This is a genomic window from Mycobacterium sp. NGS11 (genome assembly GCF_059813315.1).
Map to the genome: position 1 here is coordinate 139,064 of NZ_JCALEJ010000004.1, position 23,578 is coordinate 162,641.

At 66.5% G+C, this 23,578-nt stretch carries 19 protein-coding genes, 1 tRNA gene and 1 pseudogene; 10 read left to right on the forward strand and 11 right to left on the reverse strand.

Annotated elements, in window-relative coordinates:
- The first annotated feature begins 1 nt into the window (after position 1).
- The 5 genes and pseudogenes from AC5Y4T_RS07435 to AC5Y4T_RS07455 all read left to right on the forward strand — a co-directional run bounded on the left by AC5Y4T_RS07435 (position 2) and on the right by AC5Y4T_RS07455 (position 4,365).
- Positions 2-826 carry an LLM class F420-dependent oxidoreductase gene (locus tag AC5Y4T_RS07435; RefSeq protein WP_499918514.1) on the forward strand — a complete coding sequence of 275 codons (825 nt, stop codon included), beginning with the start codon at positions 2-4 and terminating at the stop codon, positions 824-826.
- A 47-nt stretch (positions 827-873) separates the two neighbouring features.
- Positions 874-946 (forward strand) — tRNA-Arg (locus AC5Y4T_RS07440).
- Positions 947-1,256: 310 nt separating this feature from the next.
- Positions 1,257-1,583, forward strand: coding sequence for a hypothetical protein (locus AC5Y4T_RS07445; protein ID WP_499918515.1), 327 nt, complete (start codon positions 1,257-1,259; stop codon positions 1,581-1,583).
- Positions 1,584-1,828: 245 nt separating this feature from the next.
- Positions 1,829-2,545, forward strand: a pseudogene (locus AC5Y4T_RS07450) (class I SAM-dependent methyltransferase); the annotation flags it as partial.
- 1,046 nt (positions 2,546-3,591) lie between these two features.
- Positions 3,592-4,365: a DUF4268 domain-containing protein gene (locus AC5Y4T_RS07455; RefSeq protein ID WP_499918516.1), complete on the forward strand. Its 774-nt coding sequence runs from the start codon at positions 3,592-3,594 to the stop codon at positions 4,363-4,365.
- A gap of 100 nt (positions 4,366-4,465) precedes the next feature.
- Here AC5Y4T_RS07455 and AC5Y4T_RS07460 read toward each other — a convergent pair whose 3' ends face one another.
- Complete coding sequence (locus tag AC5Y4T_RS07460; RefSeq protein ID WP_499918517.1) at positions 4,466-5,836, reverse strand: PPE family protein; 1,371 nt, start codon at positions 5,834-5,836, stop codon at positions 4,466-4,468.
- A gap of 28 nt (positions 5,837-5,864) precedes the next feature.
- Positions 5,865-7,097: a PPE family protein gene (locus tag AC5Y4T_RS07465; RefSeq protein ID WP_499918518.1), complete on the reverse strand. Its 1,233-nt coding sequence runs from the start codon at positions 7,095-7,097 to the stop codon at positions 5,865-5,867.
- A gap of 943 nt (positions 7,098-8,040) precedes the next feature.
- On the opposite strand from AC5Y4T_RS07465, the gene AC5Y4T_RS07470 reads away from it, so the two are divergent.
- A complete protein-coding gene (locus AC5Y4T_RS07470) occupies positions 8,041-8,259 on the forward strand; it encodes a hypothetical protein (RefSeq protein ID WP_499918519.1) in 219 nt (72 codons plus the stop codon).
- Between the two features lie 164 nt (positions 8,260-8,423).
- On the opposite strand, the gene AC5Y4T_RS07475 is transcribed toward AC5Y4T_RS07470, so the two are convergent.
- The gene (locus AC5Y4T_RS07475) at positions 8,424-9,926 is read right to left on the reverse strand and encodes a glycoside hydrolase family 183 protein (RefSeq protein WP_499918520.1); all 1,503 of its coding nucleotides are present in this window, start codon (positions 9,924-9,926) and stop codon (positions 8,424-8,426) included.
- A gap of 837 nt (positions 9,927-10,763) precedes the next feature.
- Between AC5Y4T_RS07475 and AC5Y4T_RS07480 the strand changes: the two genes are divergently transcribed.
- From AC5Y4T_RS07480 to AC5Y4T_RS07490, 3 genes are read left to right on the forward strand one after another with little or no spacing between them, the layout of a single operon-like run.
- Complete coding sequence (locus tag AC5Y4T_RS07480) at positions 10,764-11,990, forward strand: acetyl-CoA acetyltransferase (RefSeq protein ID WP_499952543.1); 1,227 nt, start codon at positions 10,764-10,766, stop codon at positions 11,988-11,990.
- A gap of 2 nt (positions 11,991-11,992) precedes the next feature.
- The gene (locus AC5Y4T_RS07485) at positions 11,993-13,507 is read left to right on the forward strand and encodes a carotenoid oxygenase family protein (protein ID WP_499918522.1); all 1,515 of its coding nucleotides are present in this window, start codon (positions 11,993-11,995) and stop codon (positions 13,505-13,507) included.
- Positions 13,507-13,986, forward strand: a complete 480-nt coding sequence (locus tag AC5Y4T_RS07490) for a VOC family protein (protein WP_499918523.1) — start codon at positions 13,507-13,509, stop codon at positions 13,984-13,986. Before AC5Y4T_RS07485 ends, AC5Y4T_RS07490 begins: the two co-directional genes overlap by 1 nt.
- 3 nt (positions 13,987-13,989) lie before the next feature.
- Here the strand turns inward: AC5Y4T_RS07490 and AC5Y4T_RS07495 are convergent, their stop codons facing one another.
- From AC5Y4T_RS07495 to AC5Y4T_RS07530, 8 genes are all read right to left on the reverse strand, one after another.
- Positions 13,990-14,424, reverse strand: coding sequence for a hypothetical protein (locus tag AC5Y4T_RS07495; RefSeq protein WP_499918524.1), 435 nt, complete (start codon positions 14,422-14,424; stop codon positions 13,990-13,992).
- A gap of 108 nt (positions 14,425-14,532) precedes the next feature.
- Entirely contained in the window at positions 14,533-15,300 is a 768-nt protein-coding gene (locus AC5Y4T_RS07500; RefSeq protein WP_499918525.1) for a VOC family protein, read from the reverse strand.
- Positions 15,301-15,385: 85 nt separating this feature from the next.
- Positions 15,386-15,859 (reverse strand): type II toxin-antitoxin system Rv0910 family toxin, encoded by a 474-nt coding sequence (locus AC5Y4T_RS07505; RefSeq protein WP_499918526.1) that lies wholly within the window; start codon positions 15,857-15,859, stop codon positions 15,386-15,388.
- A gap of 3 nt (positions 15,860-15,862) precedes the next feature.
- The gene (locus AC5Y4T_RS07510) at positions 15,863-16,051 is read right to left on the reverse strand and encodes an antitoxin (RefSeq protein ID WP_499918527.1); all 189 of its coding nucleotides are present in this window, start codon (positions 16,049-16,051) and stop codon (positions 15,863-15,865) included.
- A 67-nt stretch (positions 16,052-16,118) separates the two neighbouring features.
- The gene (locus tag AC5Y4T_RS07515; protein ID WP_499918528.1) at positions 16,119-18,494 is read right to left on the reverse strand and encodes a cation-translocating P-type ATPase; all 2,376 of its coding nucleotides are present in this window, start codon (positions 18,492-18,494) and stop codon (positions 16,119-16,121) included.
- Positions 18,491-20,074, reverse strand: a complete 1,584-nt coding sequence (locus tag AC5Y4T_RS07520) for a serine hydrolase (RefSeq protein ID WP_499918529.1) — start codon at positions 20,072-20,074, stop codon at positions 18,491-18,493. The genes AC5Y4T_RS07515 and AC5Y4T_RS07520 overlap by 4 nt, the downstream gene beginning before the upstream one ends.
- A gap of 34 nt (positions 20,075-20,108) precedes the next feature.
- On the reverse strand, positions 20,109-21,218 hold the full coding sequence (locus AC5Y4T_RS07525; RefSeq protein WP_499918530.1) for an MBL fold metallo-hydrolase: 1,110 nt from the start codon (positions 21,216-21,218) through the stop codon (positions 20,109-20,111).
- Between the two features lie 5 nt (positions 21,219-21,223).
- Positions 21,224-21,955 carry an enoyl-CoA hydratase gene (locus tag AC5Y4T_RS07530; RefSeq protein WP_499918531.1) on the reverse strand — a complete coding sequence of 244 codons (732 nt, stop codon included), beginning with the start codon at positions 21,953-21,955 and terminating at the stop codon, positions 21,224-21,226.
- Positions 21,956-21,982: 27 nt separating this feature from the next.
- Between AC5Y4T_RS07530 and AC5Y4T_RS07535 the strand changes: the two genes are divergently transcribed.
- The gene (locus AC5Y4T_RS07535) at positions 21,983-23,473 is read left to right on the forward strand and encodes a carboxyl transferase domain-containing protein (RefSeq protein WP_499952544.1); all 1,491 of its coding nucleotides are present in this window, start codon (positions 21,983-21,985) and stop codon (positions 23,471-23,473) included.
- Positions 23,474-23,578: the final 105 nt, after the last annotated feature.

Here is a 23,578-nt window from a genome sequence, read left to right on the forward strand (position 1 = left end):
ATTGTTGGTGGCCAGAGACTTTCGCTTCGGAATGAGCATGCGGTTCTTCAAGTCGCGCGAGGCGCTGCTCGACAAAGCCAAGCGCGCCGAGGACGCCGGCTTCGACATTCTTTGTGTGCCCGACCATTTGGGTGCCGCGGCACCGTTCCCGACGCTGACCGCGGTCGCGATGGTCACCACGACGCTACGGCTGAGCATGTACGTGCTGAACTCCGCGTTCTACAAGCCGGCCCTGCTCAGCCGCGACATGCAGGCCCTGGATCTGCTCAGCGATGGCCGCCTGGAGATCGGGCTGGGCACCGGTTATGTGCGAGAAGAGTTCGAGGCCGCGGAGATTCCCTATCCCAGCGCCGGCGCCCGGGTCGACTACCTCGAGCACATGACGAAGTACCTGAAAGAACACCACCCGTCGACCCCACTCATCATCGCCGGCAACGGTGATCGGGTGTTGACCATCGCCGCCCGCAACGCCGACATCATCGGGCTGACCGGCTCCAAGGTGCGCGACGTCGAGGATCCGTTCGCCGAACGCGTCGAGTTCGTCCGCAACGCCGCGGGAGAACGGTTCGACTCCCTGGAGCTGAACCTGGCGATCACGGCGATGCCACGCGACGGCGAGACCGAGCCCGACCTCAAGCTGACCCGCACTTACGCGCCCAACCTGTCCGACGAGGAGATCCTGTCCCAGCCCTCAGTGCTCAGCGGTTCGCCGCGGGAGATCGCCGACACGTTGCTCGCATACCGCGACAAATACGGCGTGTCGTCCTTCACCGTGCAGGACAACAACATCGGCAACTTCTCCAAGGTGATCGCCGAACTGCGCTGACCGCCGGGGCGATTGCCGCCGGCCTGCCGGTAAGCTCAGGCCGGTCCGCCCCCGTAGCTCAGGGGATAGAGCACGGCTCTCCTAAAGCCGGTGTCGCAGGTTCGAATCCTGCCGGGGGCACAGGTGGTTGTATTACGTCGGGTGATGCGTGACAGTCTGTCTTCGGCTGATGTGTGACAGTGTTTCGGCTGATGCTTGACAGTTAGTTCGGCTGATCCGCGACACTCCTTCGACTGAGGGAGTTGAGCGTGGCAGAGCAGTGCCGAGAAGGTTGGCAGGGGCACCATCTGAGCACCGAGTGAGCGGCCAGATGCACTGTTGCTGGCCTGCCCAAGGTGCGTCCGATATCCGACCAGGTGCGTAAATCTGCGCATCGTGGCAATACAAACAAGGCGAAAGAAAGGTTAAAGCAGACGGGAGGCTACGACGAATGAACCTCGGCATTTCGCGTGTTGGAGAACCCAAGCCGCTGCACGGGCCGAGGACCCTCTTTCCGTCGGCGTTGAGGCAAGTGCGGAACGTGTACGAGATCGAGACCACGCCGCTTCCCGCCTGGCCCAGAGGCGCCAACTGGCGCCAGCACTTCAAAAAGCAATTCTCCGGCCACGACCGGTTCCGGGCTGAACATGACGGGGTCAACAAGATCGAGGCAGCATGCTTGCCCGATGATGAGCCCCACTTGATCGAAGCGGTAGATGCGGCGATTGAGAAGGCTAACGAGGAAGAGGGCACCGTCGCGTACACGGGCAACATCTGAACAGTTGCCCGGGGCGTCGCGGCCCTCCCACGCCTCACCGCCAGAAAGCGAACTCAAGAAATCGCACGACGAAGGACCCGGTGTGTACGCACAGAAAAACGATTAGCGCACGTGTAGCGTTCATCTCCGCACGAATAGGGCAGCGTCTAAGATCACGAGCGGGGGTGCTGGGCTTGGTGTTGAACTTTTTGACCCGTTCGAAACGGGGCGCCGGCGGGGCGGCCAAAAGCCTCGAAATCGACAGTATGCCGCGCGGGGGCCCGGACGCCTCATGGCTGGACCGGCGGCTGCAAACCGATCGTCTGGAATACCTCGACCGCGACGATGTCGACGATCTGAAACGCAAAGTGGTCCGCTCATTGGAGCGCATGGAAAGGTTTTCGGGTACCCAGAAGAACTTCGCGCGCATCGCGCTCGATGAGGTCGCGGAAGTACCCGATCCCAACATCATCGAACTCGGTGCCGGCCACGGCGGGTTGTCGCGAGCGCTGCTGGAGATGCATCCCACCGCCCGAGTGACGGCCACGGACATCGACCCCACATTTGTGTCGACCATCGCCGAGAGCAACCTCGGCAGACACCCGCGTGCGGTGGTCCGCGCGATGGACGCGACCGCCATCGACGCCCCCGATGGCCATTACGACCTCGCCGTGTTCGCCCTGTCTTTACACCACCTGCCACCGCCGCTAGCCGCTCGAGTATTTGCCGAAGGCACCCGCGTCGCGAGCAAACTGCTGATCATCGACCTGTCGCGCCCACCGTCGTTGGTACACATTGCGCGGTTGTCGTTGACCCTGCCGTTCGCGCCGATATTGCCGGTACCGCATGACGGATTCATCAGCGCGCTACGCGCGTACAGCAAGTCGGCGCTGCGGACGTTGGCTCAGTACGCCGACCCGGCGATCAAGGTCGAGCTGCGGGGCGGAAAGACATTCAAACCGCAGATAGTGGTGGCGAGCCGAGTGCCCAGCCGGGAGACGTCGTTCGACAACGCTCAGCTCCCCGACAACAAGGGCCTCAAGGGCCAGCCCACGACGCAGCGGCCGAAACGTCGACAGGCGTCACCCGCTGACAAACTGTCGAGCACCAACTGACGTCATTCGGCTGAGAGCGCTCCCGGCATGTTTCGGGCGCACAGCAACCGCGCGGCCTTACTCCTCCTCCGACGGGACCTCCGCGCGTGCTTGAATCACGACCCGGCTCCACAGCAACGAACGACCAACGTAAATCGAACCGTTCGATCCTCTAGTCTTCCCGGGTCAGGGGGAATAGCCTGCGGTTTATGAAACGAGAAATCGTTGGATTAGCAACGATCATGCTAATGTCCGGCGGTTTGGGTATGGCGAGTTTGGGGCCGGGCGCTGGTATCGCTCACGCCTACACCTATGGCCCATTCCAATGGTGCCCAGGACAAGCTATGCCGAATGATCCACCTCGGTCGGATGCCGACCTAGTTTGGGACATGAGTGTGTGCCACACCTATTACTTCGCCTACGACGTGCGGACTCACGCTCCCGCGCACTACTGGGAAGGTCCTAACCTCTTCCCAACTCCAATCCCGTCACCCCCGCCGCAACCTTTACCACCGGATTGCCCTCCCTGGTCGCCCATCCTGGCGCCGTCACGGTGCGGGGGCCTCTGATAGGCAAAAGGAGAAAGCCTCACGACCGATCCGCCCAGCGTTTCCCTGAGGCGGACCTGAGCCAGGGCGGTCTGGCCCCGATCGCGCCGGCGGCTCAAGGGTGCAGAGCGGTTGCGAGATTCACAATTCCCGTGTAACTGCCAGCTGAGGCATTTACGCTCGAACCGACGAGTCGGGCAACGTCACCAAATTGCATCACCAATCGCGGAGGTTTGGGCGAGCATGTTGTCCCGCGGCGCATCTCACGGCCACGACGGCGTTCAACAGTCACTTGTAGTAGCCGCCTCATGACTGCCCAGTCGATGAGCCGGCATCCGTCCGGATTTGCCGCCGAGTTCCGCCGACTGGCTTCGCAGCGGTGACGTCATGGATGCGGCGAACTTCTTCTACATTCTCTTTGTTGTCTTCTTTGTCGCGATCGGTGGAATCGTGCTCGGGGCGTTGGTCGTTCAGACGAGGCCCGCGAAGGCGAGGGCCGCCAAGGCGAGGACACGAGCGGCAACCGCCAGGAAAGCAGCCGCCCGAGACGCCGATGTTCGCCCTGCCGGAGTCGGGATCGAGGTGGTCCAGGCCGACGGCCCCACCGCGGCGCCGGACTCCGAGGCGGTCGCTCAGCCAAGCAAGTCGGGGAGGCAAGACAACCCAGCGACACTGACCGAGCGCTCGAAGCTGTATCGGGACTTCTGGGAGCAGTTTCTCAATCGGGTCGGCGCGGAGCACCCTGGCTGGACAAAACGGAAAACACCGACACGCGCCTCGCGATACAACCTGCCTACCGGCACGAGCGCGGTCTCCTACTCAACCGCCTTCACGCACCAGGGTCTCGGCGTGCAGCTCTACTTCAGCAGCCCCGATGCCCGTGTCAATTTGGGCCGGTTCGAAGCACTCCATGCGATAAAAGACGAATTCGAGCGGGCCTTGGGCCAGGACGCCGAGTGGGACGACAAGCCCGGCAAGAAGGCCGCCGCCATCTGCGTCACCTCGCAGTTCGACGACGTCGCGGATGTGGATCTGTGGCCCGCGATGCTGGACTGGGTGATGGATCAGCATGGGCGGTTCAGGCAAGCGGTTGAAGCGGTCGGCGGGCTCGGGAGGCTCAAAGAGACGGCGCCTTCCTTGCGTCTGGCAGAAGCCGGCTGACTGGACGTCGCCCGTTCCTCCCCTGGCCGGACCAGGCGGATACGCTGCCGAAAGATGCTGTGTATCAACAATATTGGGCTGCAGCACACCACCGGAACGTTCAGCCCCACGTTGGCCGCGGCGGTGTGGCTTTGGATTTGCCGGCCGACGACAAGTGCACGGCGTGCACGCCCGGCTTCTTGGAGAGCTGGTCCAGGAGGCTTTCCAGATGCGCCTTATCGGTGTGCCAGTGCTGAATCACCTCGGGCGCTTGCTGCAGCTCCGCGAGTACAGCCTTGAGTTTATCGGGAGTCTTGTCGTCACTGTCCGATGCGCGACGGCCGACGTTTCGGGCGCTGCCTTTAGTGAACCCGCGGGGCACGGCACCGCCGAGAGCGCCTCCGGCCAAGCCTGCCAAGGCCATCTCACCCGAGAAGCCACTCACGGCCGCTGGAGCGGCACCCGTGCTAGTGCACTCCAACACACTGGCAGCGAGCTTGACCGCGGGGCTGGCCACGGCCCAGCTCGGCGGCACCGATAGGGCACCGGCTAGGCCCGCACTGCCGACGCTTGCCGACACCGCAGCCCCACTCGCTGCCCCCACCGTCTGGCTACCTGAACCGAGCGACGCGAACAGTGGCGCCTCGAGATCGACCGCTGTGTCGCTCCAGGTCCGTGCCGTTGCCACCAGGCCCAAGCTGAGACTAAGCAACGTGTCATTCACCGGCCGAATGCCTTTGGTGACGAATTCGATGTTCGCGGCAATCCTCGCCAGCGGCGTGGAGTTCAAATTGTTCAAGAACGTTGTCAATGACGACGGATCGGCCGCAGGCGATGGGGCGGGCGACGCGAGGCTTTGCAGCGTTCGCGGTGTGGTCGACATCAGCTGCGACAAGGCCGACTGCGTGTTGGCCGGCGCCGTGCCGGCAGCCTGGGCGACGGCGCCCGATTGACCGGCTGCTCCAACGGGATTGGTGGTTTGCGGCGGCTGGCCAAACGGCGACATCTGCGCGGCAGTCGCAGAGGAACCGGCATAGCCATACATGGCGGCCGCATCTTGCGCCCACATCTGCCCGTATTCGGCCTCGGTCGTTGCGATCGCGGCGGTGTTCTGCCCGAGAACGTTTGTCGCCACCAGTGACGCCAACTGACCGCGGTTTTCCGCGATCGCCGCCGGGGGCACCGTCGCCAGGAACGCGGTCTCATAAGCCGCCGCCGCCGCTCTGGCTTGGGAAGCGGCCTGCTCCGCCTGTGCGCCGCTCGCCCTCATCCATTCCACGTAGGGCGCCGACGCAGCCTCCATGGCCACCGACGACGGACCCTGCCAACCGCTCGACAGGTTCGCGATCACCGACTCATACGATGCAGATGCAGCGTACAGCTGGGCGGCCAATCCGTCCCATGCCGACGCCGCGGCCAACATTGACCCCGAGCCGGGGCCGGCGTACATCCGCACGGAGTTGGTCTCCGGCGGTAATGCTCCAAAATCCATTGCTGCTCCTTGATATGAGCGCGTCAGACTATTCCTGCGCGTCGTCCCCATTGATGACGATGATCGTGGCAGTGGTCGCCGTTCGTCCGAAGGCATTGCCTCCGAACCCTATTCCGCGGCCAGAACCATCACCGGTCGCGACCACGGCGCGCCCCGCCAGGCCTGAAGCGGCCATGTTGCCGAACAGGCTCCCCTGCCCTTCTGCCGTCAGGGCGACCGGAGCAGCGGCGAAATTGGCCTGCGGCAATACTGCGGCAACCGACCGAATTTCGGGGGCTGCCGCAGCCCATCCGCGCGGTACCGACAAAGGTCCTACCGCTGCGGAACGGCCTATACCCGTTGGTATTCCGGCGCTGCCGGTGGTCGTTGTCCCCACTACCCGCGTCTCCGGACCGCGGTCCAGGCCAAGCGACCGCAGCGCCGATCTGTCCCGGTCGAGCCGTTGTCTGGCGCTGTTCACATTCGCCACGTTCTGGGGAACCAGGTAGCTCTCAACGCCCAGCAGATAGGGACTGCCCCCGATGCCGTACAACGAGACGGGCCCCAACGGACCGGTGAGGGCCGAGTCGAACGCGGACAGCAGCGACGGCGGGTCGGCGGCGGCCGTAGGCGTTGCCAGGGTTTGCAACGACTGCGGCACGGACGACATCAACTGTGGCAGTACGGTTTGCGTGCTTGTTGCGGCAGAGCCATCGGTCGCGTGCGCGACCGCAGCGGCCTGTATTGCTGTGCCGGCCGGGTTGACGGTCTGCGGCGGCTGGCTGAGTGGTGTCATCTGTGTAGCGGTCGCCGAGGCGGCGGCATAGCCGTACATCGCCGCCGCATCCTGGGCCCACATTTCGGCGTACTCGGCCTCGGTGGCCATGATCGCCGAGGTGTTCTGACCGAGAAGATTGGTCGCCACCAGAGTCATCAACCGGGCACGATTGGCCGCAACGATAGGCGGAGGCACCGTTGCGGCGAATGCGGCCTCATAGGCAACTACGGCCACTCGCGCCTGAGCAGCGGTTTGCTCGGCCTGGGCAGCGGTCGCGCTCATCCACGCCGCATAAGGCGCTGCCGCGGCCGACATCGCGGTCGACGAAGTACCCTGCCAGCCGCCGGTCAGATTCGAGATCACCGACTCATACGATGCTGCCGCCGAGTGCAACTGGGCGGCCAAAGCATCCCACGCCGCGGCTGCGGCGAGCATCGGCCCCGATCCGGGCCCCATGTACATCCGGCCGGAGTTGACCTCCGGCGGTAAACCCCCGTAATCCATTGATGCACCTCATATTTGATGGCGTAGCGAACTCACCTGCGGAACGGACGGCGACTCGCCATACCCATCGACTGATTCGTTGACCGCACTTTCGTGTTGAGTGCGCAACCACCGGTCCCCATCCAGACCCGCAACGCGGCTGGCTCATTTCCGCCGGTGGGACTAAGGCCGAGCGCTACCACATGGCTTGCTGTGACACACGCGAACTGCAACCGTGGCCCGGATCCGCGCCAGCAGATTGCGGCTCGGGCTACCTGCACGACGCGAGATCTCGCTACGGCGTTGTTCGGCCGTGGGCGACATGCCTGCCTGGTCGGAGTTGCTGTGCAACGCCGATCACGACATGGATGGCTCGGCTTGCGAGGCTAAGATCCGCGGTTGCGCCACGGACGATGCCGTCGGCGTTGCAGGTAGGATTCGACGCGCCGATTATGGCTATCCGCAATGAATTCTATTGCGCGCCAACTATCTTGGCGTGTTTGCTCAGAGATGACTCTGTCGAGGCAGGGACGGGCGTGTGCGAGGTAACGGGCGGCCAACGGGCCGTGACTCAGGCGGCGCAGTACAACTTCAGAGGTCCTCACCGCAAACGCCGAAGGTGAGCTCGAATCGAGATACCTCATTGTTAATGCTCCTGGCTGCACGGGTTTGTGCCGCAACAATTTCTGCTCTGACAATAGATCGCTGACACGAGCGTACTTTTCGTTGTGATGCCCTGTCCAGGTTGCGTTTCTCGATTTCGCCTATTGTCCCGCGCTCGCCGATGCCGCCACCGGTATACAGCAATGACGGCCAAGTCGACACATCGCCGGCTGCGCGGTGACCGACCGGAGAATCTCAAGTCCCACACCAGACGGAAAAGAGGGCTAGCATCGATACCATGCATGCGAGGGAAGAACCGTAGCGCCCCCTTCGTCGGGGCACGAAAGTCGCCGAGTTTGCGATGCGGAAGCTATTCGCGACACTGATGGCCGTTGGAGCCGTGATGCTCAGCGGGGCCATCGCACGCGCTGAGAATCAGCCGGCCCCACCGCCTCCCGGCCCTTCGTTCTACGCACCGAAATGCCTGAGTTTTGACCCCAATCCGCCCGCGCACTGGAACTACCTGCCCTGCGGGTGGACGACGGACGGTAAGCGATGGATTCCGCTGCCACCGCAGTAGCCGATACCCCCACGGCAGACTTACCGAAAAGCATTGAGCCGCTGGCTAACTGATCTTGCAAAGCAAATTTCCGGCAGCTAACGCCGCAGACGCCCGCATCCCCCCGGGCGTCTGCGAGCGAAAGCGTCCGGTCACTCGACAGTCGTTGTTCGCCGGCAACGGCGCTACGGCAGCACGGTGTGCATCAGCATCACGTCGTAGGCCGACCACAACGACAGGTTGAAGTACAGGTCTCGGCCCGACGACCAAGGATGGATCATCGGCGCATAGATGCCACCGGGCATTTGGAAGGATGACACCAGCGGTTGCTCAGGGCTCCACGGCCCCTGGGGCGTCGGCGCGGTCCGCGCCACCACGTCGTTGCTGCCTCCGTCGGTGTACAGCACCAGGTACTGCTTGAGATAACTGTTGTACTGGGCCGACATTTCGCCAACGGGGCCCGGGAAGATCGGCGTCGCCGCGCCTGGGTTGTTAGCCACCCAATGGCCGCCGTTGTCGCCGTTCCAGTACTGGTACTTGGTCAGGTCGGGCAATTGATTCGGCGGGACGCGCGAGAGGAACGCCGCGCCGCCGCGTCCGGAGGGGGTGCCGAACTGGTAGAGGTAACCGTCGTTCCCCTTCATGAACGCGCCCATCTGGAAGTTCTCGTTTCCCGGCGTAAACCCCGCTCCCGGAATGGCATCCGGCGAAGCGGTACGAATGGTTGTCGGGAAGATCCCCCAGTTCTGGCCGTTGTCGTTGGACCGGGCGATCGCCGAGTAGTTCGTCGACCATTCGCCGTCGCGGCCCCACTGGCGAATCGACATGTAGCTCATGTACTGGGTCCTGCCCATCGACATCGCCGCGGTCGGGATGATCCCAGTCTCGTGCGCGGCTTTGTGGATGGTGTTGACGACCTGCTTGGAAAGTCCGGGCGCCCACACCGGCGAGCCGGAATACCTGTCGTTCGGCACACCGTCGGCGATGTGAATGCCCTTGGACAGGTCGTGGTCGTTGCTGCGGAACAGGGTGTTGTAGCGCCACTGCTGGCCGTGCACCTTGCAGTAGCCGAAGGTGTCACCGAAGGCCATCAGCACCTGGCGGTTGGCGGGATCACCGTTGTCCCAAGCAATTCCGAGGTCGGTACCGGAGATGCTGAAACGTTGCAGGGTTTTGTTGGGGCCGTTCGGTCCGGTCACCCAGTCGACGAGCGACGTCGGAGCCCCCGCGATCGAAGGAGGCGGCGGTCCCGGCTCGGGCGGCGGCTGGGGCTGTGGCTGCGGTTGCGGAACGGGAGCGGCGTTGGGGCGCAATTGGTTTGCGTTGGGCGGTAGCGGGACGCCGGGCGCGGGCGGATTGGGGCCGGGGGGCAGCACCTCGGCTTGCGGATGCAGCGGTGCGGAGTACTGGCGGCCCGGAGCGGCCGGTTTGAGCAGTGACGAGATCAGTGGCCCCAGCCTCGGTAGTGGCGCCTGGTCATTCGTGTGGGTGGGCCGGCGCCCGGTCGGCGGCTGCACGACCGGCTGGGGCGCGGGCATGGCCGGGGGCGCGGCGGGAGGGTCCACGTTCGCCTCGGGCGCCCCGCACGGTGTGGCGTTTGCAACCGGCGCGGGCCCCACCACGAGGACGAATCCGATAGCGGCCGCCGACGCCATCGATAGCGACACACTTCGCAGAAACGCCGACATGTAGCACCTTTCGAGGGGTAGGACACCGCGATGACGTCCCTTAGCTGGCCCATGTGACGATAGTGATTGGCGGGGCAAATGTGACCAGTGATGAGCTGATAGGTATTCATCCGTGACCGTGTCGCAACGCGACGGTCCCCGCCCACGCCGCGGTCCGCAGATGATTAGCTCATCACTCATGCGAGCGAGATGAGAAGCGTTAAGGCCTTTGCCGTCGTGGCCGCTAACCGGGTCAAAGGGCGCCCGGCATGGTGCCGAAATGGGCCGCGGTCGGCGTCACCGCCAGGTGGCTGATCGCTCGACCGTCCGGCTGTGTCGCGGTGAGCGGGCGCCTCGCCACATGCCTCGCGGCAATGGCGCGGCGGTCGGGGGACGCGGCGGGTGGCGACATCGCCAGATTTGCTGGGCGCCCCCGGGAAGCCGGTGGCGGTGCGCGCCTCGGCGCAGGCGGTTGGCGCGTCGGACTCCGTCGGAAGCCGAGCGGCGACGCGAGCCGCCGATCGGTACAAGCGCACCACATTGCCGCAGCTCAGCCTTGCACCGGCACAATTCTCCGAAGCTCTATTGCACACGCGCGTAACGAAAATCGTCGGCCGCCCGGTGCGCGCCAACGGTGTCGCACAAGCGAACGAGTTAGGGTCCGCATGTTTGTCGACCCCCATCGGTGGCAATGATGCAACAGAGGCGTGTGCGTCGGCCGGCCTGCGCACCCGTCTAGGTCCCGTCGGTTCAGCCCGAGAGCCGACGGGGCCGCCCCTTTTTCTCGGCTCTTGGCCGACCCGCATCGGGTGGCCGATAGCGCTGAACATCCCCGCCGTCCCGGAGTACCGTCGGCGTATGGATGACTCGGCCGGTGTGTGGATTCTCGGTGGTTATCAAAGCGATTTCGCTCGCAATCTCACCAAAGAAGGCCGCGACTTCGCCGCGTTGACCGCCGAGGTCGTCGACGCCACGCTGACGGCGGCCGGGGTCGATGCGGCCGACATCGAGGTGGTCCACGTCGGCAACGCCTTCGGCGAGATGTTCGCGCGTCAGGGCCACCTCGGGGCGATGCCGGCTACGGTCTGCGACGGCCTCTGGGATACACCGGCTTCACGACACGAGGCGGCGTGCGCCTCCGGCAGCGTGGCGGCGCTCTCGGCGATGGCCGACCTGCGATCGGGCGCCTACGATGCCGCGCTGGTGATGGGCATCGAGTTGGAGAAGACCGTCCCCGGCGACACCGCCGCGCAGCATCTGGGTGCGGCCGCGTGGACCGGGCACGAGGGGGCCGACGCCCGCTACCTATGGCCATCCATGTTCGCGCAAGTGGCCGACGAGTACGACCGGCGGTACGGCCTGGACGACGCGCACCTGCGGGCCATCGCACAGCTGAACTTCACCAACGCGCGGCGGAACCCCAACGCTCAAACCCGGGAATGGATCGTCCCCGACCCGATCACCGACGACGACGCGAGCAACCCGATCACCGAAGGCCGGCTTCGTCGATTCGACTGCAGCCAAATGACCGATGGCGGCGCCGGATTGGTACTCGTCAACGACGCGTATCTGCGCGACCATCCCGATGCGCGCGCGATCGCCCGAATCGACGGGTGGGGCCATCGCACCGTCGGGTTGGGTCTGCGACAAAAACTCGACCGCGCCGATGGCGACCCGTACGTCCTGCCCCATGTGCGGGCCGCGGTACTCGACGCGCTGCGCCGCGCCCGGCGCACCCTCGACGACGTCGACGGATTCGAAGTGCATGACTGCTTCACCCCCAGCGAGTACCTGGCGATCGACCACATTGGGCTGACCGGCCCGGGTGAATCGTGGAAGGCAATCGAGAACGGCGAGATCGAGATCGGCGGCCGTTTGCCGATCAATCCCAGCGGCGGCCTGATCGGCGGCGGACATCCGGTCGGAGCCTCCGGCGTGCGGATGCTGCTTGACGCGGCCAAGCAGGTCAGCGACGACGCCGGCGAATACCAGGTCGATGACGCCCAAATTTTCGGCACGCTGAACTTCGGCGGCAGCACCGCCACCACAGTGAGTTTCGTCGTCAGCGGCACCGGAGGCGAGTGAGAATGGATGTTGAGATCGTCGGCAAGTTCCTTTCCACGCTGCCTGAGGACGACGAGCATCCCTACCGGACCGGACCGTGGCGGCCCCAGACCACCGAGTGGGACGCCGACGACGTCCGCGCTGTCGAGGGCGAAATCCCCCGCGATCTGGACGGCGTCTACCTGCGCAACACCGAGAACCCGCTGCATCCGGCGCTGAAGACCTATCATCCGTTCGACGGCGACGGCATGGTGCACGTGGTCGGCTTCCGTGACGGAAAGGCGTTCTACCGCAACCGTTTTATCCGCACGGACGGGTTTCTGGCCGAGAACGAGGCCGGTGAGCCGCTGTGGCCGGGTCTGGCCGAGCCCGTGCAACTGGCGCGGCGCGAACAGGGGTGGGGCGCACGTACCAAGATGAAGGACGCGTCGAGCACCGACGTCATCGTCCACCGCGGGATCGCGCTGACCAGTTTCTACCAGTGCGGCGACCTGTACCGGATCGATCCGTATTCGGCCGCCACGCTGGGCAAGGAGTCCTGGAGCGGCGGCTTCCCCGTCGAGTGGGGTGTGTCCGCACATCCCAAGGTAGACAACAGAACCGGTGAACTGCTGTTCTTCAACTACAGCAAGCAAGAGCCGTACATGCATTACGGCGTGGTCGACGAACACAACCAGCTGGCGCACTACGTCGACATCCCGCTGCCCGGTCCGCGTCTGCCCCACGACATGGCGTTTACCGAGAACTACGCCATCCTCAACGATTTCCCGCTGTTCTGGGATCCCCAGCTGCTCGAGCACGACGTGCACCTGCCGCGCTTCTACCCCGACATCCCGTCGCGGTTCGCGGTGATCCCGCGCCGCGGCGGCACCGCAGACATTCGCTGGTTCGAGGCCGACCCCACCTTCGTGCTGCACTTCACCAACGCCTACGAGGACGGCGACGAGATCGTGCTCGACGGCTTCTTCGAGGGCGATCCGTCCCCGCTCGATACCGGCGGGACGAAGTGGGAGAAGCTGTTTCGCTTCCTCGCCCTCGATCGCCTGCAGGCACGGCTGCACCGGTGGCGGTTCAATCTGGTCACCGGGGCAGTACGAGAAGAGCGGCTTTCGGAGTCCATCACCGAATTCGGCACCATCAATCCCGAATGCGTCGGCGGCGACTACCGCTACACCTATGCCGCCACCGGCAGGCCAGGCTGGTTCTTGTTCGACGGCCTGGTCAAACACGACCTGCGCGCCGGAACCGAGGAGGTGTTCTCGTTCGGTGAGGGCGTCTACGGCAGTGAGACCGCGATGGCGCCACGCGTGGGCGCCGTCGGTGAGGACGACGGCTACCTGGTCACCCTCACCACCGACATGAACACCGACGCCTCCTACTGTCTGGTCTTCGACGCGTCCCGCGTCGGTGACGGCCCGGTCTGCAAACTTCAACTGCCCGAACGCATTTCCAGTGGGACCCACTCCACCTGGGCGCCCGGTGCGCAATTGCGGCGCTGGGACACCTCCGACTCGGCCGCTGCCGCGATCGGACTGTGATGCGCACCGGCAGGCGCCGCCACACACACTGGCCACTGCAACTCGCGCCGATCGGCGCCATCCGTTTCGCGCGCCGCTCCGCACATTTCGCTGAAACCGTGCAGTTTTACCGCGATCTGGTCGGCCTGCCGCTCTACGAGACCTTCGGGGACAGCTACGGAAGCAACGGCGCGATCTTCGGGTTGCCCAGCTGGAACCTCACCATGGAAATCGTCGAGGCCAGCGACGACGTCGCGGTGGACCCCCACGAACAGCTGTGTCTGTACTTTCCCGACCAGCAGTCGCAGCAAGCCGCCCTCGCGCGCCTGCGCGACGCCGGCGTCGAGCCCGTCGAGCAGCACCCGTACTGGGCGGCGACGGGGGCGGCCACCTTCCGCGACCCGGACGGACGCGAAATCGTGTTCGCGCCCTTCGTATTCGGTGTCAACGAGCCCGAGAGCAGCGGCGCCTCGGGACAGCACGAATTCCCACCCGCCTGAAAGTCAGCGACCGGGCCGGCCGGAAGCCAAGGCGGCGATGACGGCCACCAGCGAGCAGCCGACCGCACCGACGGCCGCGCCCGCGCCGACGTACAGCCCGTATTCGGCCGACACCGGCGGATTGACATTGAGCTTGTAGTACCAGACCGTCAGTGCCACGATCAGCAACGAAATCAGTAGTGCGGCAACCGAAGCGAGCCTCACCGATAAACCACGACCCATCATGGCGCCGACCACCAACAGCGTCGAGGCCAACAGCACGATCAGCTGACCCGCGCCGAACCCCCGCGGCAGCTCCAAGTTGCCGTGGGCGCCGCCGATGGCGTTGGCCCAGCCCCCGCCGTTCACCCGCGTCCGCAGCCACGGCAGCCATGCGCTGGCCGACACCATGACGGCGAAAAGGGCCACCAGCCAACCGGGACGCAGTCGGCGAGTCATGCTAGCGAGACTAACGGACTGCGGGGCCGGCTCCCGTGAGCGAGCGTCCCGCTAGCGTGGCGCAACTCGCCGACGGCCACGCCGGCGTGACGCTGCCGTCCAGAGACGCTAGGCCTGCAGCGAGGACAAGTTGAAGATCGCACCCGTCGGATCGCTGGCGGCGGCCAGCCGTCCGTACGGGGTGTCCTCGGCGTCGCGCACCACCGCGCCGCCGTTGTCGGCGATGACCCGCAGGGTCTTGTCGACGTCCTCGGCACCGAAGAAGATCACCCAGTTCGGCGGGATCTCCTCCGGCAAGAAGGCGCCGTCCATCACGCCGAGCAATTGCTCGTCACCGAATCGTGCCGTGCTGTAACGGAATTCGTCGGTGTCGGACACAGTCTCGGTCTGCCATCCCAGAACCTCGCGGTAGAAGTCGAGGGCCGCGTCGTAGCCGCGTGTGGTCAGCTGGTGCCACACCGGGGCACCCGCCGCCCCGATGAGCTCGAAGCCGCGGTGTTCCAGCGGCTGCCACAGCCCGAAGACCGCGCCGGCGGGGTCGGTCGCGACGGCCATGTGGCCCTTGGCGGGCACCTCGATCGCCATGCACACCGCACCACCGGCCCCGGTCACGGCCGCGAGTGTGGTGTCGATCTCGGCGGTGTGGAAGTAGGTGGCCCAGCGGTCGGGCGACTCGGCTTCCGGCCGATTGGCCATGATGCCGGCCACCGGGTGACCGTCCTTGGCGGCGTTGACGTAGCCGTGGTACTCGGGTCCCGCGGACTCGAACGTCCAGCCGAAGACCAGGCCGTAGAACTCCTGGGCGCGGCCGACGTCGGATGTGGTCAGATCGATCCAGCATGGAGCGCCCAGCGGGGCGCAGTCACGGATAGGCACGGTGACCTCCTGGTGGTGTCCTGGGCCCGAAGGAAAGGGCTTCACACTATCGACTGCCGCCGCGCCCGAAACTCATCGCCGGCGATCAGCGATGAGCCGCACCGTCTCCGTTGGTGCTCGGGTCGGCCCGGGTGAACACCGTGACGAAGTTCTCCAGCGATTGGTTGATGTCGCTGCGCAGGGCGGCGGCGACGATCATGCCGATGGGGCCGAACAGCGCCGGGCCGCCGAGGTGCACGTCGAAGCTGACGACCGACCCGTCGTCCTTGGGTGCGATCTTGGCCATCAGCTTGACCTTGACCCCACCGACGCCGTCGCCGTTGAGCGTCATGCCCTCGGGCGGCTTGTAGCGCACGACCGTCCATTTGATCCGGCTGTACATGCCCTTGACCTCGACGATCGACTCGACGACCGTGCCCTTTTCGATCTCGTCGGGCAGGATGCTGCGCCACACCCGGTGGATGGTCAGCCAGTCCTTGTACCGGGACAGGTCGGAGGCGTGCTGCCAGGCCACCTCGGGTGGCAGCGGGACATCGATGGATCCGGAGAGCTTCGCCATCGCTCAGTTCTGCTGGTCGCCGGGGTCCGCAGCGCCGGTGGCCTTCTTGGCCTGCTCCTGCACCTGGTGGATGGTGTCGGTGTACTTGCCCTGCGTCTTGTCGTCGACGAACTCGCCGGCCTTGTCGATCGCCATCTCGACCTTGTCGGCGTTCTGCGACAACAGGTCCTTTGCCTTGTCCAGGAATCCCATGCACCCTCCCTTTTCCCCGGCATCGTACTTGGCCGGCGAGGGCCCGCTGCGGGTGAGTTCGGCGCGCTCAGCGCCACAACCGCGGCCGCACGCCCAGCACTTTGGCGCGGATCCACCAGGTGGCCTCGATCGCGGCGGCGCCCAGCACGCCGATGCCCACCGCCGTCGACGTCACCGCGACGTTGGACGGGTCGAGCAGGAACTCCTTGCGTGCCAACGGCAGGCTGAAAATCACGACATAGGCCAGACCAGAAGCGATCACCAGCGCCACCCGCCACCACTGATACGGCCGGGCCACCACCGCCAGCACCCACAACGCCGTCATCAGCAGCGTGATCAGGGCAGCCGTGGACGCCTGATCCTGTTGGACGAAGCTGGCGTGACGCCCGTGATACGCCAGCAGGTAGGAGGCGAACGTCGCGCTGCCGACGATCAGTCCGCAGGGCAGCGCGGACGTGAGGACCCGGCGCACGAAGCCCGGGTGGGCGCGTTCGTTGTTGGGCGCCAGCGACAGGATGAACGACGGTATGCCGATGGTGAACCAGGCCGCGATGGTGACATGGATGGGCTGGAACGGATACAGCAGCGGGTCGGCCCCCAGCGGTTTGGCCAGCAGACATTCGACGCCCACCAGGAACGCCAGCAGGACCGAGTACACCGTTTTGGTCAAGAAGAGGTTGGCGACGCGTTCGATGTTGCCGATCACCCGACGGCCCTCGCCCACGACGTAAGGCAGCGTCGCGAATCTGTTGTCCAGCAAGACGATCTGCGCCACGGCGCGCGCTGCCGGGCTGCCGGCGCCCATCGCGACACCGATGTCGGCATCCTTGAGGGCCAGCACGTCGTTGACGCCGTCGCCCGTCATCGCGACGGTGTGCCCGTGCGATTGCAGGGCGTGCACCATGGCGCGCTTCTGGTCCGGCCGCACCCTGCCGAAGGCGGTGTGGGTGTCCAGCGCATCGGCCAAATGTGCAGGTTCCGAGGGCAATTGGCGCGCGTCCATCGCCTCGCCGCGCAGCCCGAGCTCCCCGGCGACGGCGCCCACCGAGACCGCGTTGTCCCCGGACAGCACCTTGACCGAAACGCCTTGTTCGGCAAAGTAATCCAGAGTCTCGCGCGCGTCCGGGCGCACCTTCTGTTCGAGGACCACCAGCGCGACCGGGGTGACGCGGCCCGGCGCGTCGGGATGGTCGACGGCGACGTCACCCGCGCCGACCAGCAGGACCCGCAGCCCCCGCGCGCCGATCCGCTCGGCCTGTTCGGCCGCCGCCGAGGCCGGCTCGAGCAACACGTCCGGAGCCCCCATCACCCAGTTCCCGTGCCCGTCGAAAGAAACACCGCTCCATTTGGTGGCCGACTTGAAAGGTGCTGTCGCCGTGGCGGTCCAGCCCGGGGGCCGGTGATAGGTCTCGGCGATGGCCCGCATGCTCGCGTTGGGTCGCGGATCGGCGGCGGCCAGCGAGGCCAGCACATCGGCAATCCCATTCGCCGCGGGGTCGAGTTCGTCCACGGTTGCCACCCGCATGCCGCTCTCGGTCAGGGTGCCCGTCTTGTCCGCGCAGACCACGTCGACGCGCGCGAGTCCCTCGATGGCGGGCAACTCCTGCACCAGGCACCGGCGCTGACCGAGCCGCACGACCCCGACCGCGAACGCGACCGACGTCAACAGGACCAGCCCTTCGGGGACCATGGGCACCAGTGCGCCGACCGTGCGCAGCACGGCCTGCCGCCAGTCCGCGCGCGTGGTGAACAGCTGGGTGTAGATGGTGAGCAGTCCGGCTGGCACCAATAGGTAGGTGATGAATTGCAGGATGCGGTTAATGCCGTTGCGCAGTTCGGATTTCACGAGGGTGAACTTGCTGGCCTCCTCGGCGAGCTTGGTCGCGTAGGCGTCCGGGCCGACCTTGGTGGCGCGGTACGCGCCGCTGCCCGCGACGACGAAGCTGCCCGACATCACCGCGTCGCCGACGGCCTTGGCGATCGGGTCGGCCTCCCCCGTGAGCAGCGACTCGTCCACTTCCAGGTTCGCCTCCTCGACGACCTCGCCGTCGACGACCACCTGATCTCCGGGGCCCAGCTCGATGATGTCGTCGAGTACCACTTCACCGGGCGGCACCGCCCTGGTCCCGGATTGCCTGCGCACCAAGGGTTTCGCCTGCCCGACGATGGCGAGCTTGTCCAGCGTCTGCTTGGCCCGGATCTCTTGCACCATGCCGACGACGCTGTTGGCGATGATCAGCAGCCCGAACATCCCGTTGATCAGCGAGCCGGTCGCGAGCACGATCAGCAGCAACACTCCCAGGATCGCGTTGATCCGGGTGAACACGTTGGCCCGGACGATGTCGGTGATGCTGCGTGTGGCGCGTTCCCGTACTGCGTTGCTCTTGCCGTCGGCCACCCGCTGGGCCACTTCGGCGTCGGTGAGGCCAGAGGCGTGAGTCATCGCGTGAAGGTTCCCAGCTTGTCCGAGTCGTAGTACTCCAAGTTCAGCGTATGGTCGCCGAAAACGGCCTTGGAAACCGTTCCGGGTGGGGCGTTTTCGTCGGTCAACGTGAAGGTGAAGGTGTCGCCGTCCCAGTGGGTGAGGGTGGCCGTCCGGTTTGTCGGACCCATCCGCAGTTGCAACGCGCCGTCGTGCTGGGTCACTACTGCCGGTCCCCAGTAGTCGTTGGCGTAGCTGCCGGCGTAGTCACCGAGCGGCCTGGCCGGGGCGGGGTTGGTCGGGGGTTGCCGGCCGACCAGCGAGCCGAGCGGGTTGTTCAGCCATCCGATCGCCTTCTTGTACAAGGGCGCCCAGTCCTGGCGGATCTGACCGTACTGAACCAGATCCATGAACTGGGCGGTGAGCGTTTCGGGGATGCCGTAGGGCGCGGCGTTCGTCAGCGCGATGATGCCCAGATCCTCGGAAGGCAGCACCACGAAGTTGGTGGCCGCTCCCAAATCGAAAGCGCCGGAGTGACTGTACTCGGTGCGTCCCGACGAATCGACCGAGGAGTTGAAGCCGTATCCGTAAAAGCCGGTGCGCGCCTGCGGCGTCTTGGCGGGTGATGACACCATCTGCGGGCTGGTGGCGGGCAGCAGGGCCTCCGGCGACGCGACCCGGTGACCGTCGTAGGTTCCGTTGCCCAGCAGCATCAATAGCCAGCGCGCCATGTCGTTCACCGATGAGCTCACGCCGCCCGCCGGCGACTGGGGATCCGGGTCGCGCTGGAAGCGGGCCTGCCACCTGTCGTCGATCTTGATGTGGTTGACGGCGTGGTTGGGCCGGGCGATGAAGTCGGCGAACCGCGAACTCGTCGACGCCATGCCCAGCGGGCGGTAGAGCGCCTCGTCGGACAGCTCCTCCCATGGCTTGCCCGCCGCGGCCGCCACCGCCTCGGCACCGGCGGTGATCCCATAGTTGGTGTAGGCGTAGCTGATTCGAAACGGGTCCAGCGGCAGGTACTTGAGCCGCTCCAGCGTTTGCCGGCGGTCGTAGCCCAGGTCTTCCAGCTTGTCACCCGCGTGGTCCGGCAACCCGGAGCGATGCGCATACAAATCGCCGATGGTCACATGACTGGTGACGTAGGGATCATTCAGCGTGAACCACGGCAACTCGGACGCGACGGGCGTGTCCCACCCGACGACGTTGTCGCTGACCTCGTGCGCGATCACCGTCGCGCCCACCGATTTCGACACCGAGGCCAGCTGGAAGACGGTGTCGGCGTCCACCTTGTTGTCCAAACCTTGCCCTCGGCTCACATCTTTTAGGCCAAAGCCTTTGGCGTACAACACCTTTCCGCCGTGCACGACGGCTACGGCCATCCCCGGGATGCCGGTGCTTTTCATCAGGTCGCCGACCAGCCCGTCCAGCTTCGCCACGGCATCGTCCACGCGGCCGGCGGGGATCGCCACGCCGGAAACCTGGTTGGGCGGGACGTCAGACAACGTGGACGGCGGCCCGGCGGTCGGCTGCGCGGAGCCGCAACCCGTCAACCCGAGCAGCGCCGCGGTGAGGCCGGCCCCGGCCGCGCGTTTGATCATGCGCGAACCCTACGCGCGTGCGCGCCGGGGCGATCTACAGCCGCCACCACGGGGCGGATTCCTCCGGCGCCGCGGGATCGATGCGTTGACCCGGCAGCGGCACCGCCACCTTCACCCGCTCCGGCGCGGCGGCGGCGAGCAGGCGCTCAACCGGTTCGGCCCACGGGTGCGGGGCCAATCGGAAAGTGCCCCAATGGATCGGCACCAACAGTCCGCCGTCGGTGACGTCCAGATGCGCCCGCACCGCCTCCTCGGGGTTCATGTGCACGTCGGGCCACGCCGTGTTGTAGGCCCCGATGGGCAGCAGAGTCAGGTCGAACGGCCCGTGATCGGCGCCGATCTGCTCGAAACTCTTGGTGTAGCCGGTGTCGCCGCCGAAGTAGGCGCGATGCTTGGGGCCGACGAACGCCCACGACGCCCACAGCGTCGTATTGCGGTCCAGAAAGCGTCCCGAGAAGTGCCGCGCCGGTACGCATACCACCTCCAGCTCGTCGACCTTGGCGCTCTGATGCCAGTCGAGTTCGACGATGCGCGGCTCCGGTACCCCCCACCGGCGCAAGTGGGCCCCGATGCCGAGCGGCACGAAGAACGGTGCCCGCTGAGTGCGGGCCAGCGCCCTGACCGTGTCGATGTCCAGGTGGTCGTAATGGTCGTGGCTGATCACCACCGCGTCGACGGCGGGCAGCGCCTCGAGCGGAAGCGGCGGCGGATGCAGCCGCTGCGGGCCCACGACGTCCGACGGCGAACAACGTTCGCTCCACACCGGATCGGTGAGCACCCGGTAGCCGTCGATCTCCAGCAACGCCGTGGAATGGCCGAACCAGCTGACGGCCAACCGGCCCGGGCCGGCGTCGAGCATCCCCGGCGAGGCCAGCGGGATCGGCCCCTTCGGACGGCTGCCGCCCCGGTTGCCGATCAGCTCCCACGCGATGAGCCGCAATTGCTCGCGGTCCATCTTGATTTCGGAGGCGGGCTCGACGTTGACGAAAACACCGTCACGGTAGTGCGGCGACCCGGCGGCCGCCTCGGCGATCGATGCCGGGTGGGCGCCGAGCGCGTCCGGCGCGCCGTGCAACGCTCGCACCAGCCAACCACCGGCCGCCAGCGACGCCGTACCGGCGACTAGCCGTAGCGTCCCGCGCATAGCCGTCAGGCCCCCTGGAACTTCGGCGGCCGCTTCTCGATCCGGGCGACCTGGGCCTCGACGACGTCTTGGCTGCCCCAGGCCTTGTCGAACAGTTCCTTGTGCACCGGCCCGGGCTCTTCGATGGCACCGTCGTCGTTGAGCACCCGCTTGGCGTGCTGGATCGCCAGCGGTGCCAGACCGGCGATCTCGGCGGCCCAGGCCTGGGCGTCGGCGAGCGTCCCGATGCGGTTGGCAATCCCGGTCTGCAGCGCCACGTCGGCGGTCAGCTTTTCGGCCGTGAGCAGCATCGCCCGGGCCCGGCCGTGACCGACGAGCGACGATAGTCGCCGGATGCTCCAGTTATCCAGGGCCAGGCCGTATTTCGAGGTCGGGAACTGAAAGAACGCGTCGGGTGCGACGACCCGCAGATCGCATTGCATGGCCAGCTGCAGGCCGGCGCCGATGGCCGGGCCGTTGATGGCCCCGATCACGGGGATCAGCGTGGCATCGAGCACCCTGTGCAGCTCGACGAGCCGGTCGGGGTAGTCGGCCGCGAAGGCGTCACCGCTCAGGTCCGCGCCGGCGCAGAACACCGTGCCCTGACCCGTCAGCACGATTGCGCGGGTGGAGCCGTCGCCGGCCTTCAGCACGGCCTCGCGCAGCTCTTCGACCAGCTGGGAGTTCAACGCGTTGCGGCGCTCGGGACGCTGCAGCTCGATCGTCATAACGGCCTCGGCCTGGGTAACACCGATCATGGCAGCCACCCTATATAGCCTCGTCTCGTGAGTCGTATTACGGCTGCTCAACTCCGCGATGCGGTGCTGGACGAGAATTCCTTCGTCCGCTGGGACGGTGAACCCCTCGACGTGCCGGTCAGCCCGTCCTACGCCCAGGAGCTCGCCGACGCCCGGGCCGCGACGGGCCTGGACGAATCGGTGCTCACCGGCGAGGGACGCGTCTTCGGCCGGCGGGTCGCGGTGGTGGTCTCCGAATTCGGCTTCCTGGGCGGGTCGATCGGGATCGCCGCGGCCGAGCGGATCACCGCAGCAGTGCAGCGGGCGACGGCCGAGGGGTTGCCGCTGCTGGCCTCGCCGAGCTCCGGTGGCACCCGCATGCAGGAGGGCACGGTCGCGTTCCTGCAGATGGTGAAGATCGCCGCGGCGGTCCGGCTGCACAGGCAAGCGCACCTGCCCTACCTGGTCTATCTGCGCAATCCGACCACGGGTGGGGTGTTCGCGTCCTGGGGGTCGCTGGGCCATGTGACGGTTGCCGAGCCGGGCGCGTTGATCGGCTTTCTCGGCCCGCGCGTGTACCAGCTCCTGTATGGCGAACCCTTTCCCGAGGGCGTGCAGACCGCGGAGAACCTGCAGCGGCACGGCGTGATCGATGGCGTCGTCCGGCTCGAGGAGCTGCGCCGCACGCTGGACCGTGCGATGACCGTGATGGTCGACGCTCCCGGGCCGCTGCCCGCGCCGGTACCGGCCGAACCGACGCCCGACATCGCGGCCTGGGACTCGGTGGTGGCGTCGCGACGGCCCGACCGGCCGGGGGTGGGCCTGTTGCTGCGGCACGGCGCCACCGATCGGGTGCTGCTGTCGGGGACCGGCCAGGGAGACGCGGCGACCACGCTGCTGGCGCTGGCCCGGTTCGCCGGCCAGCCCGTGGTGGTGCTGGGGCAGCAGCGGCTGACGGGCGGCTTCGAAAAGGGTGGGGTGGGGCCCGCCTCGCTGCGCGAAGCCCGGCGCGGCATGGCGCTGGCCGCCGAGTTGCGCCTGCCGCTGGTGCTGGCGATCGATACCGCGGGGCCGGCGCTGTCGGCCGAAGCCGAACAGGGCGGGCTGGCCGGGCAGATCGCGCAATGCCTGGCCGAGTTGGTGACGCTGGAAACCCCGACGGTGTCGGTGCTGCTGGGCCAGGGCAGCGGCGGGCCCGCGCTGGCGATGGTGCCGGCCGATCGGGTGCTCGCCGCGTTGCACGGCTGGCTGGCCCCGCTTCCGCCGGAGGGCGCCAGCGCGATCGTGTTCCGCGACACCGAGCACGCCGCCGAACTTGCTGCGGCCCAAGGCATCCGGTCGGCCGATCTGCTGAAGTCGGGAATCGTCGACGCCGTCGTGCCGGAGTATCCCGACGCCGCCGACGAGCCGGTCGAGTTCGCGCGGCGATTGGCGCGGGCCATCGCCGCCGAGGTGCATGCGCTGCGCGAGCTCCCGGCCGCCGAGCGGCTCGCCGCCCGGTTGCGGCGCTACCGCAACATCGGTTTGGCCGGCGCGTAGACCCGCGAGCAGACGCAAATGTCCCGTTTTCCTCGGCGTGTCGGGTGCTTTTGCGACTGCTCGGCCGCAAGGTCGCGCCTCCCACAGCCATAGTCGACAATCAGG